General features: G+C 64.0%; 19 protein-coding genes. 12 read left to right on the plus strand and 7 right to left on the minus strand.

Annotation, left to right across the window (positions count from 1 at the left end; all coding sequences use genetic code 11):
• The first annotated feature begins 14 nt into the window (after positions 1 to 14).
• From HNP49_RS07005 to HNP49_RS07025, 5 genes are all read left to right on the plus strand, one after another.
• Positions 15 to 1,046: an RnfABCDGE type electron transport complex subunit D gene (locus HNP49_RS07005; RefSeq protein ID WP_184681825.1), complete on the plus strand. Its 1,032-nt coding sequence runs from the start codon at positions 15 to 17 to the stop codon at positions 1,044 to 1,046.
• A gap of 1 nt (position 1,047) precedes the next feature.
• Positions 1,048 to 1,689: an electron transport complex subunit RsxG gene (rsxG, locus tag HNP49_RS07010; protein ID WP_184681827.1), complete on the plus strand. Its 642-nt coding sequence runs from the start codon at positions 1,048 to 1,050 to the stop codon at positions 1,687 to 1,689.
• Positions 1,682 to 2,392 (plus strand): electron transport complex subunit E, encoded by a 711-nt coding sequence (locus HNP49_RS07015; RefSeq protein WP_095939326.1) that lies wholly within the window; start codon positions 1,682 to 1,684, stop codon positions 2,390 to 2,392. The genes rsxG and HNP49_RS07015 overlap by 8 nt, the downstream gene beginning before the upstream one ends.
• 2 nt (positions 2,393 to 2,394) lie before the next feature.
• On the plus strand, positions 2,395 to 3,033 hold the full coding sequence (gene nth / locus HNP49_RS07020) for an endonuclease III (RefSeq protein WP_184681828.1): 639 nt from the start codon (positions 2,395 to 2,397) through the stop codon (positions 3,031 to 3,033).
• A gap of 107 nt (positions 3,034 to 3,140) precedes the next feature.
• Positions 3,141 to 3,326 carry a PA3496 family putative envelope integrity protein gene (locus HNP49_RS07025; RefSeq protein WP_184681829.1) on the plus strand — a complete coding sequence of 62 codons (186 nt, stop codon included), beginning with the start codon at positions 3,141 to 3,143 and terminating at the stop codon, positions 3,324 to 3,326.
• Between the two features lie 75 nt (positions 3,327 to 3,401).
• Here HNP49_RS07025 and grxD read toward each other — a convergent pair whose 3' ends face one another.
• The 3 genes from grxD to HNP49_RS07040 all read right to left on the minus strand — a co-directional run bounded on the left by grxD (position 3,402) and on the right by HNP49_RS07040 (position 6,736).
• Positions 3,402 to 3,725 carry a Grx4 family monothiol glutaredoxin gene (grxD, locus tag HNP49_RS07030; protein WP_184681830.1) on the minus strand — a complete coding sequence of 108 codons (324 nt, stop codon included), beginning with the start codon at positions 3,723 to 3,725 and terminating at the stop codon, positions 3,402 to 3,404.
• A gap of 294 nt (positions 3,726 to 4,019) precedes the next feature.
• Positions 4,020 to 4,631, minus strand: a complete 612-nt coding sequence (locus HNP49_RS07035) for a hypothetical protein (protein ID WP_184681831.1) — start codon at positions 4,629 to 4,631, stop codon at positions 4,020 to 4,022.
• Positions 4,628 to 6,736 carry a molybdopterin oxidoreductase family protein gene (locus tag HNP49_RS07040; protein WP_184681832.1) on the minus strand — a complete coding sequence of 703 codons (2,109 nt, stop codon included), beginning with the start codon at positions 6,734 to 6,736 and terminating at the stop codon, positions 4,628 to 4,630. The genes HNP49_RS07035 and HNP49_RS07040 overlap by 4 nt, the downstream gene beginning before the upstream one ends.
• A gap of 298 nt (positions 6,737 to 7,034) precedes the next feature.
• Between HNP49_RS07040 and argF the strand changes: the two genes are divergently transcribed.
• Positions 7,035 to 7,952, plus strand: a complete 918-nt coding sequence (gene argF, locus HNP49_RS07045) for an ornithine carbamoyltransferase (RefSeq protein WP_184681833.1) — start codon at positions 7,035 to 7,037, stop codon at positions 7,950 to 7,952.
• 2 nt (positions 7,953 to 7,954) lie between these two features.
• Complete coding sequence (locus tag HNP49_RS07050) at positions 7,955 to 9,067, plus strand: ABC transporter ATP-binding protein (RefSeq protein ID WP_184681834.1); 1,113 nt, start codon at positions 7,955 to 7,957, stop codon at positions 9,065 to 9,067.
• A gap of 33 nt (positions 9,068 to 9,100) precedes the next feature.
• Here the strand turns inward: HNP49_RS07050 and HNP49_RS07055 are convergent, their stop codons facing one another.
• On the minus strand, positions 9,101 to 9,880 hold the full coding sequence (locus HNP49_RS07055; protein WP_184681835.1) for a PhzF family phenazine biosynthesis protein: 780 nt from the start codon (positions 9,878 to 9,880) through the stop codon (positions 9,101 to 9,103).
• Between the two features lie 330 nt (positions 9,881 to 10,210).
• Between HNP49_RS07055 and HNP49_RS07060 the strand changes: the two genes are divergently transcribed.
• Positions 10,211 to 11,494 carry an alginate export family protein gene (locus HNP49_RS07060; RefSeq protein ID WP_184681837.1) on the plus strand — a complete coding sequence of 428 codons (1,284 nt, stop codon included), beginning with the start codon at positions 10,211 to 10,213 and terminating at the stop codon, positions 11,492 to 11,494.
• 56 nt (positions 11,495 to 11,550) lie between these two features.
• Entirely contained in the window at positions 11,551 to 12,351 is an 801-nt protein-coding gene (locus HNP49_RS07065; protein WP_184681838.1) for a type IV pili methyl-accepting chemotaxis transducer N-terminal domain-containing protein, read from the plus strand.
• On the opposite strand, the gene HNP49_RS07070 is transcribed toward HNP49_RS07065, so the two are convergent.
• From HNP49_RS07070 to ybaK, 3 genes are all read right to left on the minus strand, one after another.
• Positions 12,335 to 13,105: an ABC transporter substrate-binding protein gene (locus HNP49_RS07070; RefSeq protein ID WP_184681839.1), complete on the minus strand. Its 771-nt coding sequence runs from the start codon at positions 13,103 to 13,105 to the stop codon at positions 12,335 to 12,337. The two genes, HNP49_RS07065 and HNP49_RS07070, sit on opposite strands and share 17 nt — an antisense overlap.
• Before the next feature lie 19 nt (positions 13,106 to 13,124).
• Entirely contained in the window at positions 13,125 to 14,612 is a 1,488-nt protein-coding gene (gene glpK, locus HNP49_RS07075) for a glycerol kinase GlpK (RefSeq protein ID WP_184681840.1), read from the minus strand.
• A gap of 62 nt (positions 14,613 to 14,674) precedes the next feature.
• Positions 14,675 to 15,145 carry a Cys-tRNA(Pro) deacylase gene (gene ybaK, locus HNP49_RS07080; RefSeq protein ID WP_184681841.1) on the minus strand — a complete coding sequence of 157 codons (471 nt, stop codon included), beginning with the start codon at positions 15,143 to 15,145 and terminating at the stop codon, positions 14,675 to 14,677.
• A 170-nt stretch (positions 15,146 to 15,315) separates the two neighbouring features.
• Between ybaK and HNP49_RS07085 the strand changes: the two genes are divergently transcribed.
• The 3 genes from HNP49_RS07085 to HNP49_RS07095 all read left to right on the plus strand — a co-directional run bounded on the left by HNP49_RS07085 (position 15,316) and on the right by HNP49_RS07095 (position 20,853).
• The gene (locus HNP49_RS07085; protein ID WP_184681842.1) at positions 15,316 to 16,074 is read left to right on the plus strand and encodes a DeoR/GlpR family DNA-binding transcription regulator; all 759 of its coding nucleotides are present in this window, start codon (positions 15,316 to 15,318) and stop codon (positions 16,072 to 16,074) included.
• A 314-nt stretch (positions 16,075 to 16,388) separates the two neighbouring features.
• On the plus strand, positions 16,389 to 17,927 hold the full coding sequence (gene glpD, locus HNP49_RS07090; RefSeq protein WP_184681843.1) for a glycerol-3-phosphate dehydrogenase: 1,539 nt from the start codon (positions 16,389 to 16,391) through the stop codon (positions 17,925 to 17,927).
• Positions 17,928 to 18,519: 592 nt separating this feature from the next.
• Positions 18,520 to 20,853, plus strand: coding sequence for an autotransporter outer membrane beta-barrel domain-containing protein (locus tag HNP49_RS07095; protein WP_184681844.1), 2,334 nt, complete (start codon positions 18,520 to 18,522; stop codon positions 20,851 to 20,853).
• Positions 20,854 to 20,894: the final 41 nt, after the last annotated feature.

The raw sequence follows: 20,894 nt of genomic DNA on the forward strand, positions 1-20,894 counted from the left end.
TTTCCGGAGACTCCATGGCCCTGCCCCGCATCACATCGCCCCACGCCAAGGGCAACAACCGCACCCAGCGCGTCATGCTGCTGGTGGCGGCGGCCTGCGCCCCTGGCGCCCTGGCCCTCACCTGGCTGTTCGGCATCGGCACGCTGGTCAATCTGGTCTGGGCCAGCCTGGTCGCAGTGGCGGTGGAAGCTGCCATTCTGGCAGTACGCCGTCGCCCGCTGGCGTTTTTCCTCAAGGACGGCAGCGCCCTGGTCACCGCTGTGTTGCTGGCCCTGGCATTGCCGCCCTATGCGCCCTGGTGGCTGACCCTGGTGGCCGTCGGCTTTGCCATCATCTTCGGCAAACAGCTCTATGGCGGCCTCGGGCAGAACCCCTTCAATCCGGCCATGCTTGGCTACGTGGTGGTGCTGATTTCCTTCCCCATTCCCATGACCAGTTGGCCCGCACCGCACAGTGTGGGTGTCTGGGAAGGTCTGCAGCACATCTTCGGTCTGGCCAGCCTGCCCGATGGCTGGAGCCAGGCCACGGCGCTGGACAGCCTCAAGGTCAACAAGAGCCTGACCATGGACGAGCTGTGGGCGCAAAATCCGGCCTTTGGCCAGTTTGGCGGCAAGGCCGTTGAGTGGGTCAATCTGGCGTTTCTCCTTGGCGGCCTGTTCCTGATCCACAAGAAGATCATCAGCTGGCACGCGCCGCTGGGCATGCTCGGCGCCCTGTTCGTCATGAGCCTGATCTTCTGGAACGGCTCGGGCTCGGACTCCAACGGCTCGCCGCTGTTCCACCTGCTGACCGGGGCCACCATGCTCGGCGCCTTCTTCATCGTTACCGACCCGGTGTCCGGCGCCACCAGCAACCTTGGCCGCGTGATCTTCGGCGCCGGTGTCGGCATTCTGGTGTACCTGATCCGCACCTGGGGCGGCTACCCGGATGGCGTGGCCTTTGCCGTGCTGCTGATGAACCTCGCCGCACCGACCATCGACTACTACACCCGCCCGCGCACCTACGGCCACCGCAAGGCCGAGCGCGGCTTCAAGCTGGGGGAATGACATGGCCCTGCCGGATATCTCCCGCTCGATGCTGAACAACAGCCTGGTCCTAGGGCTGTTTGCCGTACTCACGGTCGGCCTGGTCGCCGTCACCCAGTTCGGCACGGCAGATCGCATCGCTGCCGCCGAGCGCGAGGCCAAGGCCCGTGCGCTCGGCGAAATCCTGCCCGCAGGCAGCTACGACAACCACCTGCTCGATCATCCGCGAGAGGTGTTCGACCCACTGCTCGGCAACAAGACCGCCACCCCAGCCTATGTGGCCACCCTCAAAGGGCAGCCCAGCGGCATCATCCTTCAGGCCACCGCACCGGATGGCTACAGCGGCAGCATCGTGTTGCTGGTGGGCGTGCTCGCCGATGGCCGTCTGGCTGGCGTGCGGGTCATCGGCCACAAGGAAACCCCCGGCCTGGGCGACAAGATCGAACTGGCCAAGAGCCCGTGGATTCGCAGCTTCGAAGGTCGTTCGCTGACCAGTCCCGACGAGTCGGGCTGGGCGGTGAAGAAGGATGGCGGTCAGTTCGACCAGTTCGCCGGCGCCACCATCACCCCGCGCGCGGTGGTCAAGGCGGTGCACAAGGCGCTGCAATACTTCGATGCGCACAAGGCCGAGTTGCTGGCTGTGCAGGAGAACAGCAATGGCTAGTTATCGCGAGATCGCCGTCAACGGCCTGTGGAAGAACAACCCGGGACTGGTGCAGCTGCTGGGCCTGTGCCCCCTGCTCGGGGTCAGCAACTCCATGGTCAACGCCCTCGGCATGGGCATCGCCACCGCCCTGGTGCTGGCCGCCTCGAATGCTGCCGTGGCACTGGTGCGCAATCAGGTCACCGACGCCGTGCGCCTGCCGGTGTTCGTGATGATCATCGCCGCGCTGACCACCTGCATCGAACTGCTCATGCAGGCCTTCACCTACGAGCTGTACCAGATTCTCGGCATCTTCATCCCGCTGATCACCACCAACTGCATCATCCTCGGCCGCGCCGAGGCCTTTGCCGCGAAGAACAGCGTGCTGCACGCCAGTTTTGACGGGCTGATGATGGGCGCAGGCTTCGGCCTGGTGATGTTGGCCATCGGCACCGTGCGCGAGCTGCTCGGCACCGGCGCCATTCTCGGCAACATGCACCTGCTGTTCGGCCCGATCGCCGCCCACTGGCAACTGACCCTCTTCAGCGACTACTCCGGCTTCCTGCTGGCCATTCTGCCGCCGGGTGCTTTCCTCGTACTGGGCCTGCTGATCGCACTGAAAAACGTGCTCGACGAACGTGCCGCCGAAAGGGCAAAGGCCACCGCTGCCGCACCGGCACCGGCCACCAGCCGCCGCGTGCGCGTGACCGGGGTGATCGAGTAAGCATGAACGCCGCCAAGCGCCTGGAAATCTTCCGCCGCCTGCACGAGGACAACCCCGAGCCGAAGACCGAGCTCAACTACAGCTCGCCCTTCGAGCTGCTGATCGCGGTGATCCTCTCGGCTCAGGCCACCGACGTGGGCGTGAACAAGGCCACCGACAAGCTGTTCCCGGTGGCCAACACCCCCGAAGCCATTTATGCGCTGGGTTATGACGGCCTGTGCGCTTACATCAAGACCATCGGCCTGTACCCGAGCAAGGCGAAGAATGTCATCGAGACCTGCCGCCTGCTGGTCGAGAAGCACGGCAGCCAGGTGCCGGATAACCGAGAAGACCTCGAGGCCCTGCCTGGCGTCGGGCGCAAGACCGCCAACGTGGTGCTCAATACCGCCTTCCGCCAGCCGGCCATGGCGGTGGACACGCATATCTTCCGCGTCAGCAACCGTACCGGCATCGCGCCGGGCAAGAACGTGCTGGAAGTGGAGAAGAAGCTGCTCAAGTTCGTACCCAAGGACTACCTGCTCGACGCCCACCACTGGCTGATTCTGCATGGCCGCTACGTGTGCAAGGCACGCAAGCCGCAGTGTGGCAGCTGCCGCATCGAAGACCTGTGCGAGTTCAAGGCCAAAACCTCTGACGATTGACGGCTTATAGACTTCCCCAAGCTGCTGATTGAAAAAATCTTTTTTACCCTCCAGAACTTTGTCGCTATAAGGTGCGCCATCAGCACCCCGACCGCTGGAGTGAAGCCATGAGCACTGAAACAGAAGATATCGTTCTCGAAGACGACTTCGTTGCGGAAGACGAAGACAGCACTGCCGCCCCCGCCGCACCAGTGGTCGCCAAGACCAACCTGGCCAAGCGCCGGGTCATCGACAACCTGCTGGAGGAGCGCCGCCTGCAGAAGCAGCTGAGCGACTACGACTTCGATCTCTGAGCCATATTCCCGACATGAAAAAGCCCCGCACTTGGCGGGGCTTTTTTGTCCAGCATGTACAGTCCTGAAAAGGAATCAGGCGGCGCTGCCGACAGCTTCCTTGATCAGGCTCTGCAGCTCACCCTTTTCGAACATCTCGGTGATGATGTCGCTGCCGCCGACCAGCTCACCCTTGACCCACAGCTGCGGGAAGGTCGGCCAGTTGGCGTACTTCGGCAGCTCGGCGCGGATTTCCGGGTTCTGCAGGATGTCGACATAGGCGAACTTCTCGCCACAGGCCATCACCGCTTGTGCGGCACGGGAAGAGAAACCGCACTGCGGGGCGTTCGGCGAACCCTTCATGTACAGCAGAATGGTGTTGTTGGCGATCTGATCTTTGATGGTTTCAATGATGTCCATGGGGCACCTCGACGACTGAATACGAACCGTGCAAGACCGGCCTGCGGCCGATTGGGTGGCCGCAGTTTACCGGAAAGTCGAGCGTTACGCTCGGTCTTTGCCAGCCTAGAACCTGTTCAAAGACTAGAGAGCTAGAGGTATGCAAGGCGAAAGCAGGTGAGAAGCGCACGCCTACAGGGATGTAGGCGTTAGAGCGAAGCAGGAGCCAGAGCCGAGTTTACGAGCAGTAAATGAGCATTCCGAACCTGCCTTTAACGCAGCAGAACCGACGCGCAGCAGACTTTGGACAGGTTCTTAGAACCAGCCAGTGATAGCCGCCTTGGTCTTGCCCAGCAGTACCAGGGTCTTGAGCTTGAACAGCGCCCAGCTGTCGCCCTCCTCCAGCACCTCCTCTCCACAGCGCGGGTCGGAGCGCTGCAAGGCACCGATCATCTTGCGTGTCACCGGGATGGATTCGCAGCCATGCCCTGTTTCACAGACAAAATCCCAGGGCTGGCGCGCCGGGGCATGGCAGGCAAAGCAGTTGCCGCCGAAGCGGTTGTTGACCTCGGCAAAACCGCGCGCGCGCACACTGGAACCCTTGTCGCTGACATCCAGCTCGAAGAACTCCCAGTCGCCGGTGGCCGGGCTGAAACCGGCTTCGCGTTTGACCATCACCTCGCTGGGCACCAGTTGCACCACCGAGCCCGGAGGGTAGATGGCGCCTTTGGGCGCATTGGCCGCCGCCAGGGTGCCATCGAGGTTGCCCAGCAGATTGTCGACATAGAAATGCCGCACGGGGGTCATCTCGCGGATGCAGCGAAAGCTGTCCGCCTCGACCTTCATGGCCTCGCCCGTCGCCGTCAGACTCAACGGAAGCAGACTGAAGCTGACGGCCAGCAGAGCGGCCCGATTCAGCGGTTTCATAGGCTGGTCACCTTTACGGGAACGCCATTGAGTGCGGCATTGCCGGACAGCACATCCAGAAAGCGCTCGTCGGTCAGGTCGTTGGCACTGGCGCCCGGCTGCGCGCTGGCAATCGCCATCTGCACCCCTGCACGATTGTGCCCCCAGCCATGGGGCAGGCTGACCACCCCGCGCATCACCTCGTCACTGCCGGCCACCTCGACTTCCACGCTGCCGACCCGCGAGCGCACCTGCACCCGCTGACCATCGCCCAGGCCGCGGACGGCCAGGTCGTCCGGGTGCATCAACAGCTGGTGACGGGGTTTACCCTTAACCAGGCGGTGGTAGTTGTGCATCCAGGAATTGTTGCTGCGCACATGGCGGCGGCCGATCAGCAGCAGTTCGCCCTCGGCCGGCTGCGACTGGGCCGCGAAACGCGGCAGGTCGCCGAGCAGCAGCGTGGGGGCTGCCTGTACCTGCTTGTCGGCGGTTTTCAGACGCGCGGCCAGGTTGGGCCTGAGCGGGCCGAGATCGATACCGTGAGGCGCATCGCGCAGCGCCGCCAGGCTGAGCTTGTGCTCGCTCTTGTCGCCGTAGGGGCCAAAACGCAGCCCCATGTCGATCATCTGCTCGGGCGCCATGGTCGGTTTCAGCTCCACACCGGTGCGGGCGGCGAAGGCCTTGGCCAGACCGACGAAGATTTCCCAGTCATGCAGCACGCCCTCGGGCTTGGGCAGCACCGCCTCGTTGAAGCGGGTGACATTGCGCACGGCAAAGACATTGAAGGTGGTGTCGTAGTGATCATGCTCCAGCGGCGCGGTCGGCGGCAGGATCAGGTCGGCGTAGCGGGTGGTCTCGTTGATGTACAGATCGACCGAAACCATGAACTCCAGCCCCTCCAGCGCCTGTTCCAGCTGCCGGCCATTGGGCGTGGACAGCACCGGGTTGCCGGCCACCGTGACCAGCGCGCGCACCTGTCCTTCGCCGGGCGTCAGCATTTCCTCGGCCAGCGCCGCCACTGGCAGTTCGCCGCCGTATTCCGGCAGGCCGGACACACGACTCTGCCAGCGGTTGAAACTGCCACCGGAGGTGGCCGAGACCAGATCCACTGCTGGCGAGGTGCAGAGCACGCCACCCTCGCGGTCGAGGTTACCGGTGACCAGATTGATCAGTTGCACCAGCCACTGGCACAGGGTGCCGAAGGCCTGGGTGGAAACGCCCATGCGTCCGTAACAGACCGCCTTGTCGGCGGCAGCAAAGTCTCGCGCCAGCTGGCGGATGGCGCCGGCTTCGATACCACTGCGCGGCGCCATGGCTTCGGCGGTGAACGGCGCGATGGCCACACGCACCTCATCCAGCCCCACCACCGGCAGATGGGTGGCGCGACCCAGGTTTTCCTCCAGCAAGGTGTTCAGCAGGCCCAGCAGCAGCGCGGCGTCCTGCCCGGGACGGATGAACAGGTGCTGATCGGCGATGGCCGCTGTCTCGCTGCGCCGGGGATCGACCACCACCAGCTTGCCGCCGCGCTTCTGGATGGCCTTGAGACGTTTCTCCACGTCCGGCACGGTCATGATGCTGCCGTTGGAGGCCAGCGGGTTGCCGCCGAGGATCAGCATGAAGTCGGTGTGGTCGATGTCCGGAATCGGAATCAGCAGGCCATGACCGTACATCTGCAGGCTGGTCAGGTGGTGCGGCAACTGGTCCACCGAGGTGGCCGAAAAACGGTTGCGCGTCTTCAGCAGGCCGAGGAAGTAGTTGCTGTGGGTCATCAGGCCGTAGTTGTGCACGCTGGGATTGCCCTGATACACCGCCACGGCATTCTGCCCATGGGCAGCCTGGATGGCACTCAGGCGCTCGGCGACCAGCTCGAAAGCCTCGTCCCAGCCAATGGCCTGCCACTCGCTGCCGACCCGTCGCATGGGCTGGCGCAGGCGGTCCGGGTCGTTCTGGATATCCTGCAGGGCCACCGCCTTCGGGCAGATATGGCCGCGGCTGAAGCTGTCCTGGGCGTCGCCCTTGATCGACAGGATCTGCACGCCGCCCTGCTCATCCGGGGCAGTTTCAATCGTCAGGCCGCAGATGGCCTCGCACAGGTGGCAGGCACGGTGATGCTGGGTCTTGCTCATGGCTAACCTCTTTCTTGTAAACGCGGTGGCGTTGTAGGCGAGACGACCGGTCGGGTCAGTCCATGCCCGCCAATCTAAGAAGCTCAGGCCCTGCTGACCAGCCTATCGTGACAGCTGAATCCCCTATCATCAGGCCGGTCGATGGGCGGGCAGTGCCTGATTTGCGCCGCCGCGTCATTTCCTTATAAGATTCCGGCCTTCCTGTTTGTCGCCCCCGCGCGGCTTGTGCCGCGGGTTCCGCCGTTTTCCCCGCAAAACCGAAGCCCCGGCCGCCCCCTCCAGCAGTTAAGGTACGACCATGAGCGTTAGGCATTTTCTCTCATTGACGGATTTCAGCCCCCAGGAACTGGTGGCCCTGATCCGCCGCGGCATCGAGCTGAAAGACCTGCGCAACAAGGGCGTGCTGCTGGAGCCGCTAAAGAACCGCGTGCTGGGCATGATCTTCGAGAAAGCCTCGACCCGTACCCGCCTGTCCTTCGAGGCCGGCATGATCCAGCTCGGCGGCCAGGCCATCTTCCTCTCGCCGCGCGACACCCAGTTGGGCCGTGGCGAGCCGATCAGCGACACTGCCATCGTCATGTCGCGCATGCTCGATGCGGTGATGATCCGCACCTACGCCCACAGCACCCTGACCGATTTTGCCGCACACTCGACCGTGCCGGTGATCAACGGCCTGTCCGACGATCTGCATCCCTGCCAGCTGCTGGCCGACATGCAGACCTTCCGCGAGGCGCGCGGCAACATCGCCGGCAAGACGGTGGCGTGGATCGGTGATGGCAACAACATGTGCAACACCTACCTGGAAGCCGCCGTGCAGTTCGACTTCCAGCTGAATATCGCCTGCCCGGAAGGCTACGAGCCCAAGGCCGAGTTCCTCGCTCTGGCCGGTGATCGCGCGCGGATCATCCGCGACCCGCTGGAAGCCGTGCGCGGCGCCCACCTGGTCAGCACCGACGTCTGGGCCTCGATGGGCCAGGAAGAGGAAATGGCCATCCGCCAGAAAGCGTTTGCGCCCTACCAGGTGACCCGTGAGCTGCTGGATGCCGCCGATCCGTCGGTGATCTTCCTGCACTGTCTGCCGGCTCACCGCGGCGAGGAAATCAGCCACGACCTGCTGGACGACCCGCGCTCGCTGGCCTGGGATCAGGCTGAGAACCGCCTGCACGCGCAGAAGGCCCTGCTCGAACTGCTCGTCGAACACGCCCACCGGGTCTGAACATGAATCAGACTGCCCCGCTGTTGCTGCTGCGTGACCTGGTCTGCGGCTATCAGGAGCAGAAGGTGGTGCAGGAACTCAATCTGCACCTCAAGCAGGGTGATATCGGTTGTCTGCTCGGCCCGTCGGGCTGCGGCAAGACCACCACGCTGCGCGCCATCGCCGGCTTCGAGCCCGTCCAGGCAGGCGCCATCGAACTCAATGGCGAAGTGATCTCCAAGGCCGGCTATACCCTGGCACCGGAGAAACGCCGCATCGGCATGGTGTTTCAGGATTACGCACTGTTCCCCCACCTGTCGGTGGAAGACAACGTCGCCTTCGGTATCCACCGCGATCCGCAGGCCGCGCGGATCACCGCCGAACTGCTCGATCTGGTCAAGCTTGGCGCGCTGGCCAAGCGCTTTCCCCATGAGCTGTCCGGTGGCCAGCAGCAGCGTGTGGCCCTGGCCCGTGCCCTTGCCCCGCAACCGGCGCTGCTGCTACTTGATGAGCCTTTCTCCAACCTCGATGGCGAACTGCGCCGCCGCCTCAGCCAGGAGGTTCGCGAGATCCTCAAGGCCCGCGGCACCAGCGCCATTCTGGTTACCCACGATCAGGAAGAAGCCTTCGCCGTCAGCGACCATATCGGCGTGTTCAACGCCGGCCGCCTGCAGCAGTGGGACACCCCGTTCAACCTGTACCACGAGCCGCTGACGCCCTTCGTGGCCAGCTTTATCGGCCAGGGCTACTTCATTCGCGGTCAGGTACTCAGTCCGGACACGGTACAGACCGAACTCGGCGAGCTGCGCGGCAACCGCGCCTACAACCTGGCCAGCGGCAGCGCGGTGGATGTTCTGCTGCGCCCGGACGATATCGTCTACAGCGAAGACAGCCCGCTCAAGGCGCGCATCAGCGGCAAGACCTTCCTCGGTGCCGCTACCCTCTACCGTCTGCAGCTGCCCACCGGCTCGCTGCTGGAAGCCATCTTCCCCAGCCATGCCGACCACCAGCCCGGTGAAGAAGTCGGCATTCGCGTGGCCGCCGATCACCTGGTGCTGTTCCCCGCTCAGGGCAGCGTGGCCGCGCACCTGCCTCTGGGCGAGTCGGGCGTACGCCGCTTCAGCAGCGACGCCTGACCGACTGCTGCCCCGCTGCCCCGCCAGTCCAGATCAGATCAGCAGCTCACCGCTGGCCACCCGTCGCGCCTGCCCAGCAATCTTCACCCGCTCGCCTTCCAGACGGCAGCGCAGTTCGCCGCCCCGGCTAGAACACTGGAAGGCTGCCAACTCCTGTTTGCCCAGACGTTCGGCCCAGTACGGGACCAGGCTGCAATGGATCGAGCCGGTCACCGGGTCCTCATCCACACCCAGTGCCGGGGCGAAGTAGCGCGAAACAAAATCGTGCTGCTGCCCCGGAGCAGTAACGATCAGTCCGAGAAACGGCCATTGCGCCAGCGTTTTCAGGTCCGGCTGACAGGCACGCACGGCCGCCTCCGACTCCAGCACCACCATCAGCGAACGACCGGTGAAAGCAGCCTGCACCGACTGCCCGACCAGTTGCTGCAGCTCGGCATCCACGTCTCGTGCATCAGGAGCCTGCTTCGGGAAATCCAGCTCCAGCCAGTCGCCCTGACGCGTCACCGCCAATGGCCCGGACAAACTGTCGAACTGCAGCACCGGCGCCGGCTCACCGTACACCTCGAACAGCACATGGGCTGCCGCCAGAGTGGCATGACCACACAGCGGCACTTCGCAATTGGGGGTGAACCAGCGAATGCGCCAGCGCTCGCCCTCACGCACCAGGAACACGGTCTCGGAGAGATTGTGCTCGGCAGCGATGCGCTGCATCAGCGCCTCATCCAGCCACTGATCAAGGCGATAGACCATGGCCGGATTGCCGGCGAAGGGACGGTCGCTGAAGGCGTCGACCTGATGGAACGCGAGGGACATGGCGATTCTCCTGATTGATCCGTCATGCAGCATGGCGCAGTCGCGCCAGAGCGCAGCGGTACAGCAGACCCGAAAATGGGCATAACAGCCGGGCAGCTGCACAAAGGCAAAGCATATGCCTTCACCGAACCACCGCCCTGACGCCAAAAAACAGCAACATTTCGTTAATAAACAAGGAACTAACGTAACTGGCATAGTCTCTGCTTAGTCCAGCACCGGACAGCACAACGGCGTGTCTGCCAACCCGACAACGACGTCACGAAGCCCGCTCTGATCAGAGACGGTGGCTCGTGGCGTTTTTTTTTGCGTTTTGGCACAAGGAATACCGACATGCGTCTTCACACTCTCTCCGTTCTCTCGCTGGCTGTTTGCGGCGCCTTCAGCAGCGTCACCATGGCCGCCGAAGACCTGGCCAACCTGGTCAACTACGGCAAGGTCAGCGTCGATGCCCGCTATCGCTACGAGAACGTCGACCAGGACAACGCGCTCAACAACGCCAACGCCCAGACACTGCGCACCCGCATCGGCGTGCAGAGCGGCAAGTGGTACGGCCTCTCGGGCCTGGTCGAAGCCGATAACGTCAGCCGCATCGGCGACTCATCCTTCAACAGCACCCGCAATGGTCAGAAAGACTTCTCGGTGGTCGCCGACCCGGACGGCAGCGAGATCAACCAGGCGCTGCTGCGCTATGACTTCAAGCAGGGCAACGTGGTGGCCGGCCGCCAGCGCATCAACCTGGACAACCAGCGCTTCGTCGGCGGCGTGGCCTGGCGCCAGAACGAGCAGACCTACGATGGCGCCCTGGCCCAGATCAAGCCACTCACCGGCATGACCCTGACCTACAGCTACATCGACAACATCAACACCATTTTCGGCCCGGACGATAACCGCTTCGACAACAAGACCAACCCGGCCAACATCGAAGGCCACAGCCACCTGTTCAACGCCCAGTACATTCTGATGCGTGACCGCCGCGGCGCGCCGCAACTGACTCTGACCGGGTACAGCTACCTGCTGGGTCTGGACAACATTGCCACCACCGCTGCCGCGCCGCTCGGCAGCCTGGCCAGCCGCACCAACGGCGTGCGCGCCGCCGGTGCCATCGGCCCCGTCAGTCTGGTCGGCGAATACGCCCAGCAGCAGGACTACGCCGACAACCCCATGGACCTGGACAGCGATTACTACCTGGCCGAGCTCGGCTACACCTGGCAGAACATCGTGTTCAAGGGTGGCTATGAAGTCCTCGGTGGTGACGACGGCGTCGGCAACCGCGCCTTCCAGACCCCGTTGGCGACCAAGCATGCCTTCCAGGGCTGGGCTGACGTATTCCTCACCACCCCGGCCGACGGCATCGAGGACGCCTACGTTGGCGTTACCGCGCCGCTGTGGGGCGGCCAGCTGCAGGCCTGGTACCACGACTTCGAAGCCGAGCAGGGCAGCGACAGCTACGGCGACGAGATCGATGTGTCCTACGGCCACCCGATCCCCGGCGTGCCTGGCCTGGTCGGCCTGGTCAAGTACGCCAGCTACGATGCCGACACCCCGCTGCTGCGTGGCAACGTCGCCAACGTCGACACCGACAAGTTCTGGCTGCAACTGCAATACACCTACTAAGGGCCAGCCGTTGGCACGGGGCTGCAGCGCAGCCTCGTTGCCGCAAGGAGAACACCATGCGTCAACTGATCTCACGCAGTCTGCTTGCCCTCAGTCTCAGCCTGGGCAGCCTGCCCTGCTGGGCAGTGATCAACGACGCCGAAGCGATGAACCTGTCGGGCATGCAGCGCATGCTCAGTCAGCGCATCGCCAAGAGCTACCTGATGATCGGCAGCCAGATCCGTCCGGACGTGGCCAACCAGCAGCTCGACCAGAGCCTGGCCAAGTTCGAGAGCAACTACATGGCGCTCAGTGAATACGCCCCCAGCGAGGAAATTCGCCGCGAACTTCAGGTCGTCGAAGGGCTGTGGCATGAGTACCGCAATCTGGTATTGGAAACCCCGGACAAGACCGGCGCCGCAGAGGTGCTGGCACAAAGCGACAGCCTGCTGGCCCAGTGCGAAAAGGTGGTCAGGCTGATCGAGGCGCACACCGGCAGCCGCTCGGCCCAGTTGGTCAACCGCAGCGGCCGGCAGCGCATGCTCAGTCAGCGCATCGCCAAGCTGTACCTGGCCATGAGCTGGCATGTACCCGTCGCGGGCCTGGAGCAGCATTTCAATCAGGCCGTGGGCGAATTCGATACGGCGCTTGGCCAGCTGCAGGCCGCCGAGGAAAACACTCCGGCGATCCAGGCGGCGCTGAAGAAGTCGGGTGCCCAGTGGGCCTTTTCCCGCGCGGGTTTCCGCCTGTCGGGCGACTCACGCTATGTGCCGACCGTCATCACCACCACCACGGAAACCCTGCTGTGGCAGATGAACGATCTGACCACTGCCTACGAAGGTGTGATGAACAGCCGCCTGGTCAGCGCCCTTCCCTGACCCCGTAGCGTTCGAGCAGAGCCTGCAGTCGGCCATCGGCGCGATAGCGACGCAGGCCCTGGTCGAGCAGCCGCACATAGTCATGGCTACGCGGCAGGGCCGGGGAAAACGCCAGGTAGATGGGAATATCCGGCTGCTGGCAGCCGGCCTCACGCAGCGTACCGACATAGCCGCGCCGGGCCAGGTACTCCTGCATCACCCAGCTGTTTTCCAGCACCACGTCGACCCGGCCTTCCAGCAGCTTGGCCAGGTTCAGCGCCAATGCCTGCTGGCCGGCCGCCGCCTGCAGGTGCTGCGGGTTACCCTGCTCGGCCTGCACGTAGGCATCCAGTTCCTCGCCGTAGCTGTAGTCGTTGACCACGGCCAGACGCTGCGTATGCAGGGATTTCAGGGAATCAAAATGCCACTGGCTTTCGCGGACGGTATAGAAGCAGTTGCGCGACTGGCTGACCGGCTGCTCGGTGAAGACGAAGTCCGGCGCATCGCTCCGGGCCGCGCCGATCACCGCATTGATATGACCCTGCCGCACCTCCTGCAGGGCCCGCGCCCAGTTGATCACACGGTATTCAACAGCGATTCCGGCCTCGGCAAAGATGTCGCGGGCCAGCTCGACATAGATGCCGGGCCGTGGCGAATCAGGCGCGCAGTTGACCGGGCACCAGAGGTCCCCGGCAATCACCAGGGTTTCCCCCGGCGCCTGCCCGCTCAGCAGCAGCGCAGCAACGCCCAGCCATGCCTGCCTCAGTCTGCGCATCCCCTGCCCTCATCCGTTATCAGCCTTCGCTGCGCACCCGCTTGACTGCATCCAGCCAGCCATCATAAAGACGGGCACGGTGAGCCTCGCCCATGCGCGGCTCGAAACGCCGGTCACGGTGCCACATCCGCGCAATGTCATCCAGGCTGGCGTACAGCCCCAGCTGCAGGCCAGCCAGGTAGGCCACGCCCAGCGCCGTGGTTTCGGTGATTTCCGGGCGCTCCACCGGCACGCCGAGGATGTCGGCGAGGAACTGCATGACCCAGTTGTTGACCACCATACCGCCATCCACCCGCAGCGCGCTGGGCGCGGCCGCGCCGTCGCGGCGCATGGCTTCGAGCAGGTCGCAGGTCTGGTAGCAGACCGACTGCAGGCCGGCGGTGACGATCTCCTTGATCCCGGTGTCGCGGGTCAGGCCGAAGATGGCGCCACGCGCGCGCGGGTCCCAATAAGGCGCGCCGAGACCGGTGAAGGCCGGCACCAGATAGACGCCACAGGCATCGCCCGTGGCCTCGGCCAGCGCCTCGGTATCACGGGCATGACTAATCAGCTTGATGCCGTCACGCAGCCACTGCACCGCCGCACCGGCGACGAAGATGCTGCCCTCCACCGCATAGGTGGTCTGCCCCTTGAGGCGGTAGCCAACGGTGGTCAGCAGGCGGTGCTGGGACGCCACCGGGGTGGTGCCGGTGTTCTGGATCATGAAGCAGCCGGTGCCATAGGTGCTCTTGACCATGCCGGGCTGGAAGCAGGCCTGGCCAATCAACGCGGCCTGCTGGTCGCCGGCCATGCCCAGCACCGGAATCGCCGCACCGAGCAACTCCTCCGTGGTGGTGCCGAAGTCGGCGGCGCAGTCGAGTACCTCCGGCAGCAGGCTGCGCGGAATCTCGAACAGGTCGAGCAGCTCCTGATCCCACTGCTGGCTATGGATGTTGAACAGCAGGGTACGCGAGGCGTTGGTGGCATCGGTCTTGTGCGAGCGGCCGTCGGTCAGGCGCCAGAGCAGGAAGCTGTCCACCGTGCCGAAGCGCAGTTCACCACGCTCGGCCCGCTCGCGGGCGCCGGGCACCGTGTCGAGAATCCAGCGAATCTTGGTGGCTGAGAAATACGGATCGATCAGCAAACCGGTCTTGGCCGCCACCGCCGCCTCATGACCCTTCTCCTTCAGCCCAGCGCAGTAATCGGCAGTACGACGGTCCTGCCAGACAATGGCCGGGTGAATAGGCGTACCGGTCGCAGCATCCCATACCAGAGTGGTTTCACGCTGGTTGGTGATACCGATGGCAGCGATTTCAGACGCCTGCAGGCCGCTGTTCTGCAGGGCCTCGCGACAGACCTTGAGGGTGGTCAGCCAGATCTCCTCGCCGTCATGCTCGACCCAGCCATCCTTGGGGAAATACTGTTTGAACTCCTGCTGGGCGCTGGTCACCGGCAGCCCCTGGGCGCTGAAAACAATGGCGCGGCTGCTGGTGGTGCCCTGGTCGATGGCGAGAAGGTACTGGCTCATTGTTGTGCTCCGACGTGCCCGTGCGGATGCGGGCGCGCTTGATGGTTGGATAACGAAGGTTATTAGCCGCGGGCCAGCTCGGCAAATTGCCCGGCGGTCAGCTCAGCCAGCACGCTGGCGCTCAGCTCGACCTCCAGACCGCGCCGGCCGGCGCTGACATAGATGCTCGGCCACTGCCCGGCCGACTGATCGATAAAGGTACGCAGGCGCTTCTTCTGTCCCAGCGGGCTGATGCCGCCGAGCAGGTAACCGGTACTGCGCTGCGCCGCCTGAGGATCGGCCATCTCGGCCTTCTTGGCCCCGGCCGCGCTGGCCAGTGCCTTGAGATCGAGGCTGCCGGCCACCGGCACCACGGCCACCAGCAGCTCGCCCTTCTCGGTCGCTGCCAGCAGGGTCTTGAACACCCGCGCCGGTTCAAGGCCAAGCTTTTCAGCAGCCTCCAGCCCGTAGGAAGCGGCCTTGGGATCGTGTTGATAGCTGTGCACGCGATGTTCCGCGCGCTGTTTCTTGAGCAGATCGATAGCCGGCGTCATGTTCGTTTCCGAAAACAAACGAAAAGATGCGCTACCTTAACGGAAAAAACTGCAGGACGCAGTTTTTCACGCCAGACAACGACAGCTCGCTGGATGGCAGCCATGCCTGGCAAGCCATAAAAACTCCCCCAGGCAGCCTGTATACTCCCGCCATCTCAAGGAGTGCCCGCATGACCCTAGCGCCGCGCCAACAGCAGTTGCTCGACCGCATCCATGAAACCGGCTACGCCAGTATCGATGAGTTGGCCCAGGCCTTTGCCGTCACCCCGCAGACCATCCGCCGCGACATCAACCAGCTGGCCGAACTCGGCCTGGTGCGGCGCACCCACGGTGGCGCGGCGAGCGAAGGCAGCAGCACGCGCAACACCGCTTACAGCATGCGCGCCGAGCAGATGCGCGAGGAGAAACAGCGCATCGCCGAAGCGGTGGCGGCGGCCATTCCCGACCACGCCTCGCTGTTCATCAATATCGGCACCACCACCGAAGCCATCGCCCGCGCCCTGCTCAACCACCGCGGCCTCAAGGTGATTACCAACAACCTGCACGTGGCCGCCACCCTGGCCGGCAAGGATGACTTCGAGGTGCTGGTGGCTGGTGGCATGGTGCGCAGCGACGGCGGCGTGGTCGGCCAGGCGGCCGTGGATTTCATCCAGCAGTTCAAGGTCGACTTCGCCCTGGTCGGCATCAGCGGCATCGACGAGGACGGCAGCCTGCTCGACTTCGACTTCCAGGAAGTGCGCGTGTCGCAGACCATCATCGACAACGCCCGCCAGGTGTTTCTCGCCGTCGACTCCAGCAAGTTCGGTCGCAACGCCGTGGTGCGTCTGGGCTCGCTGAGCCTGGTCGACCGCGTGTTCACCGATCATGCCCCGCCGGCGGCCATCGCCCAGCAGCTGCAGCAGCAGAAGATCCGTCTCGATATCGTCTGAGAACCTGTTCAAAGTCTGCTGCGCGTCGCCCAGGCTGCGTTGCAACGCAGTAACAGCCGCAGGCTGGTCAATCGCGCTCAGAATGCTCATTTACCGCTCGTAAACTGCGCTTCTTCGCCCAATTTCGCCTTGCCTGGCTCTAGCTCGCGAGACTTTGAACAGGTTCTGACGCCACCCTTCCCCCTCCAACCGAAAATCCGACCAGATGACTGGTCAGACGGCGCAGCTTCGCCTAGACTATTTTCGAAAGTGAACATTAAAGTTCGATTTCGATAAGCTATTTCGAAAATCGATTTCGAAACGAGGACTCCGCCATGCACAGCCAGACCACCCTCAACGCCCCTCTGGGCGAAATCTATGACCTGGCGGTGATCGGCGGTGGCATCAATGGTGTGGGCATCGCGGCCGATGCCGCCGGACGTGGCCTGTCGGTGTTTCTTTGCGAAAAGGACGACCTGGCGCAACACACCTCCTCGGCCAGCAGCAAACTGATCCACGGCGGCCTGCGCTACCTGGAGCACTACGAGTTCCGCCTGGTGCGCGAAGCCCTGGCCGAGCGCGAAGTGCTGCTGGCCAAGGCCCCGCACATCGTCAAACCACTGCGTTTCATCCTGCCGCACCGCCCGCACCTGCGCCCGGCCTGGATGATCCGCGCCGGCCTGTTCCTCTACGATCACCTGGGCAAGCGCGAGAAGCTGCCAGGCTCGCGCGGCGTGCGCTTCGGCGCCGACAGCCCTCTCAAGAGCGAGATCAACCGCGGCTTCGAATACTCCGACTGCTGGGTCGACGATGCCCGTCTGGTGGTACTCAACGCCATGAGCGCCCGCGAGCATGGCGCGCACATCCACACCCGCACCCGCTGCGTCAGCGCCCGGCGCAGCAAGGGCCTGTGGCACATTCATCTGGAGCGGGCCGATGGCAGCCTGCTGTCGATCCGTGCCCGCGCACTGGTCAATGCCGCCGGCCCCTGGGTGGCACGCTTCATCCGTGAGGACCTCAAGCAAAGCTCGCCCTATGGCATCCGCCTGATCCAGGGCAGCCACATCATCGTGCCGCGCCTGTTCGAGGGTGAGCAGGCGTTCATCCTGCAGAACGAGGACGGCCGCATTGTTTTCGCCATTCCCTACCTGGAGCGTTTCACCCTGATCGGCACCACCGACCGCGAATACCAGGGCAACCCGGCCGAGGTGAAGATCAGCGACGAGGAAATCGACTACCTGCTGGCGATCAGCAACGCTCACTTTCGCCAGCAACTGCAACGCAGCGACATCCTGCATACCTACGCCGGCGTGCGCCCGCTGTGCGACGACGAATCCGACGAACCCTCGGCCATCACCCGCGACTACACCCTGGCGCTCGCCGCCAATGCCGGGGAAGCCCCGCTGCTGTCGGTGTTCGGCGGCAAACTGACGACCTACCGCAAACTGGCCGAAGCGGCACTGGCCCAACTGGCGCCCTTCTTCCCCGGCATGCGCGACAGCTGGACGGCCAGCGCTCCGCTGCCGGGCGGCGAACAGATGACATCAGTGCAGGCACTGGCCGACAGCCTCTGCCAGGCCTACAGCTGGCTGCCCGAAAGCCTCGCGCGGCGCTGGAGCACCTGCTACGGCAGCCGTGTCGAGCGGCTGCTGGCAGGCGTCCGCCACCTCAGTGATCTGGGTGAGCACTTGGGCGGCGGCCTGTATGCCCGCGAAGTCGATTACCTCTGTCAGGAGGAATGGGCACAGAGCGCCGAAGACATCCTCTGGCGCCGCAGCAAACTCGGCCTGTTCCTCACCCCGGCTCAGCAAGGCCAGGTGACCGCCTACCTGCAGCAGCACCCACACAGCCCCCAGGACGCCCACGCGGCCTGACAGCGCACCCGAGCAAGTCCCCTTCAGCCCCGCCCGAGCGGGGCTTTTTTCTATGAATTAAGCCCACTCGAAAGTTAGGCACGATGAGATTGAGCCAACGCTGTGATCGGGTAGGATTGGCGGCCTCATGAATAAGTCGCCCTACAAGGGCACAGCCATCATCCACCTTCAGGCCCGACAAGGAGCGTTCATGGCCCTCTCCCGCTTTAGCAAGTCGCTACTCAGCTTAGCCATCATGGCCAGCCAGCCGCTTTCGGCCGCCACACTGGAGCTCAGCGGCCCCTCATTGACCACATCCGTTCCCGATTACCCCGAGGAACTGGTGATAACCGGCTGGGCTTCTGGGACTGATACTGCCCTGACTCTTGATACCGTCCACTGGTGGTTAGGCCGCTCGATCGGGAATATTCATAATCAAGCCAACCTGCTAAGCAACGCAGATGACTCGAGTGCACTACACCTATCCAACTCAGCATTACTGCAGTACATCTACATCAGTGACATAAAGAATGACGGCCAAATTATCAGCCAAGGGGCGCGCAGCACTGCACTGCATCTGGGGATGCCATTTATTGGCTGGCACCTGTTTTCCATGTCTGGTGAACTCACCAACAACGGGCTGATCAAAGCCAGCGGGGAGGAGTCGGCGGCAATTCGCCTGGAAAGCTTCCTGCTAGGCGATGCAAGGCTGATAAACAACGAAGTCATCGAAGCCGAAGGCGACCAATCATCCGCACTCGAGTGTGGCTATGGCTGCTCCATCGAGAGCCTGGACAACAACGGCAGAATTCAGACAACAGGCACTGCCAGCCAGGCACTCGATTTCTCGCGAAGTGTTGTCTCCTCGTACCGTCTCAACAATCAGGGGCTAATCCTCGCCACCGGGGACGCTAGCCATGCCATCAGCACTATGGGCAATGGCGTACTGCTCAATGACTATAACGGCCTGATCAGAGCCGAAGGCGCAGGCAGCCAAGCCATCACCATTGAAACGTCCCGTTACCGTATCAGTGACCCGACCGGCAGCATCACCAACCACGGCCATATCGAGAGCGAAGGCAGCGAGAGCGCGGCCGTGGTCATCGACCATCCCGCGCTGGTCGGCGAGCTGCTCAACGAATTCGGCAGCATCACGGCCAGAGGCGATAACGCGACGGCCATCCGAGTCGGATCGGGCCACCCCATTGACGATGCTTCCAGCAGCGGCCTGGTCATCCGGAGTGAATGGGGGCTGACTCTGGCCGAGGGCAATGCCATAGAGGTCGGCGCCACTCCAGACAGTTACCTGGGCAGCTCACCCTGGGTGCGAATCCAGGCCAACAACAGCATGCTGCTCAGCCAGCAGGCGGCCATCCAGGGCGCCGGCAATGTCGATGTCGAGTTGACCCGCAGTTTGGTGCAGGGCGATCTGCTGGGATTGAACCTGCTGAGCATCGATGCAGGCACCCGGCTCGATAGCTCGCTGATAGAAGCGCGAGAGGTCAGCGTCGGACAGGCCGAACTGGGCTCCCCCCATACCCAGCTACGCGGCGACCTGACCCTGCTGACCTCCGGCACCCTGGACCTTTCGATTGCACCGGACACCGACAGTAATACGGCCCTGCTCGCCATCGACGGCCAGGCCGATTTCGCCGAAAACTCGCAAATCCGCCTAAAGCCGGTCAGCGAGGATTTCCGCTTTGGTGCACCACGCCAACTGACCCTGGTGGAAGCAGACAGCATTCTTGACAGGGGCCTCAGCGTGGGCAGCCTCAGTCAGTTGCTACGCGTATACGGCTACAGCGTCAGCGGTGATCAGGTGCTGGCCACGGTCGGCGGCCTCTCCACCGCCGAGGCCACCGAGCAACTGCGCGGCCTGGGCGCGCCCGGCAATGTGCTGCCGGCCTATGGCGCCTTCTATGGCGCGGTGCTCGGCCAATTGGACTCAAATGACCCGCTGTTCCAGCGTTTCACCGAAGGGAGTTCGCAACAGCTGCTGGGGCTCGCCTCCCAACTGACGCCCGACGCCAGTGGCGGGACTTTCCGTACGCATATCGGCAATCAGAATCTGCTGGCCGGCAGCCTTCAGCAGCGAGGCAGCCAGCTGCGCCAAGGGATGTCGTCGGGCGACGGTCTGAGCGAGACCGGCGCTTGGGTGACTCTGCTCGACAGCGATGCCGACCAGAGCAGCCGTGGCGGCGTGAGCGGCTACGATGCCGACAGCCAGGGCATCCTGGTCGGCGCCGACGGCAAGCTGAACGAGCAAGCCACCCTGGGCCTGGCCTACAGCTATCTGGACAGCGACATCCACGGCGCCAGCAGCAAGACCGAGAGCGACGCCCACAGCCTCAGCCTCTACGGCAGCTGGGAGCAGCTGGCCTGGTTCGTCGACGGCAACCTCAGCCTGGGCCTGGCCGACAACGACTCCACCCGCCATGTCGCAAGCACCCGCGCCGAGGGCGACTACGACAGCCAGCTGTACGGCGCCGCGCTGATCGGTGGCTATCGCTACCCGCTGCAACCGAACCTGGAACTGGAGCCGCGCCTGGGCGCGCGCTACAACCGCATCGACAGCGACAGCTACCGCGAGCACGGTTCATCCGCCGCACTGGCCGTGGATGACCAGCGTTTCGAGGCGGGCGAGTTGGGCGCCGGCATCCGCCTGGCCGGCCTGCTGCCTCTGGGCGAAGGCCAGCTCAAGCCACAGCTGACGCTGATGGCCTGGCACGACCTGATCGCCGACCAGGGCAGTCAGAGCAGCAGTTTCCTGGTCGGTGGCAGTCCCTTCATCACCAGCGGCAGCGAACCGACCCGCGACAGCTACGAGGCGCGCCTGGGCGTCGACTACGAGCTGGGCGCGGTGACCCTTGGACTGGGCTATGACTACCTGGGCAAGGCCGACTTCTCGTCGGACACCCTCAGCGCGAAGCTGCGTTACGACTTCTGACCGCCGCCGGCCCCGGCCCGGCCCACTGACCTGGGCCCTGG

This window comes from Pseudomonas fluvialis (assembly GCF_014207935.1).
GTDB classification, from domain to species: Bacteria; Pseudomonadota; Gammaproteobacteria; order Pseudomonadales; family Pseudomonadaceae; genus Aquipseudomonas; species Aquipseudomonas fluvialis_A.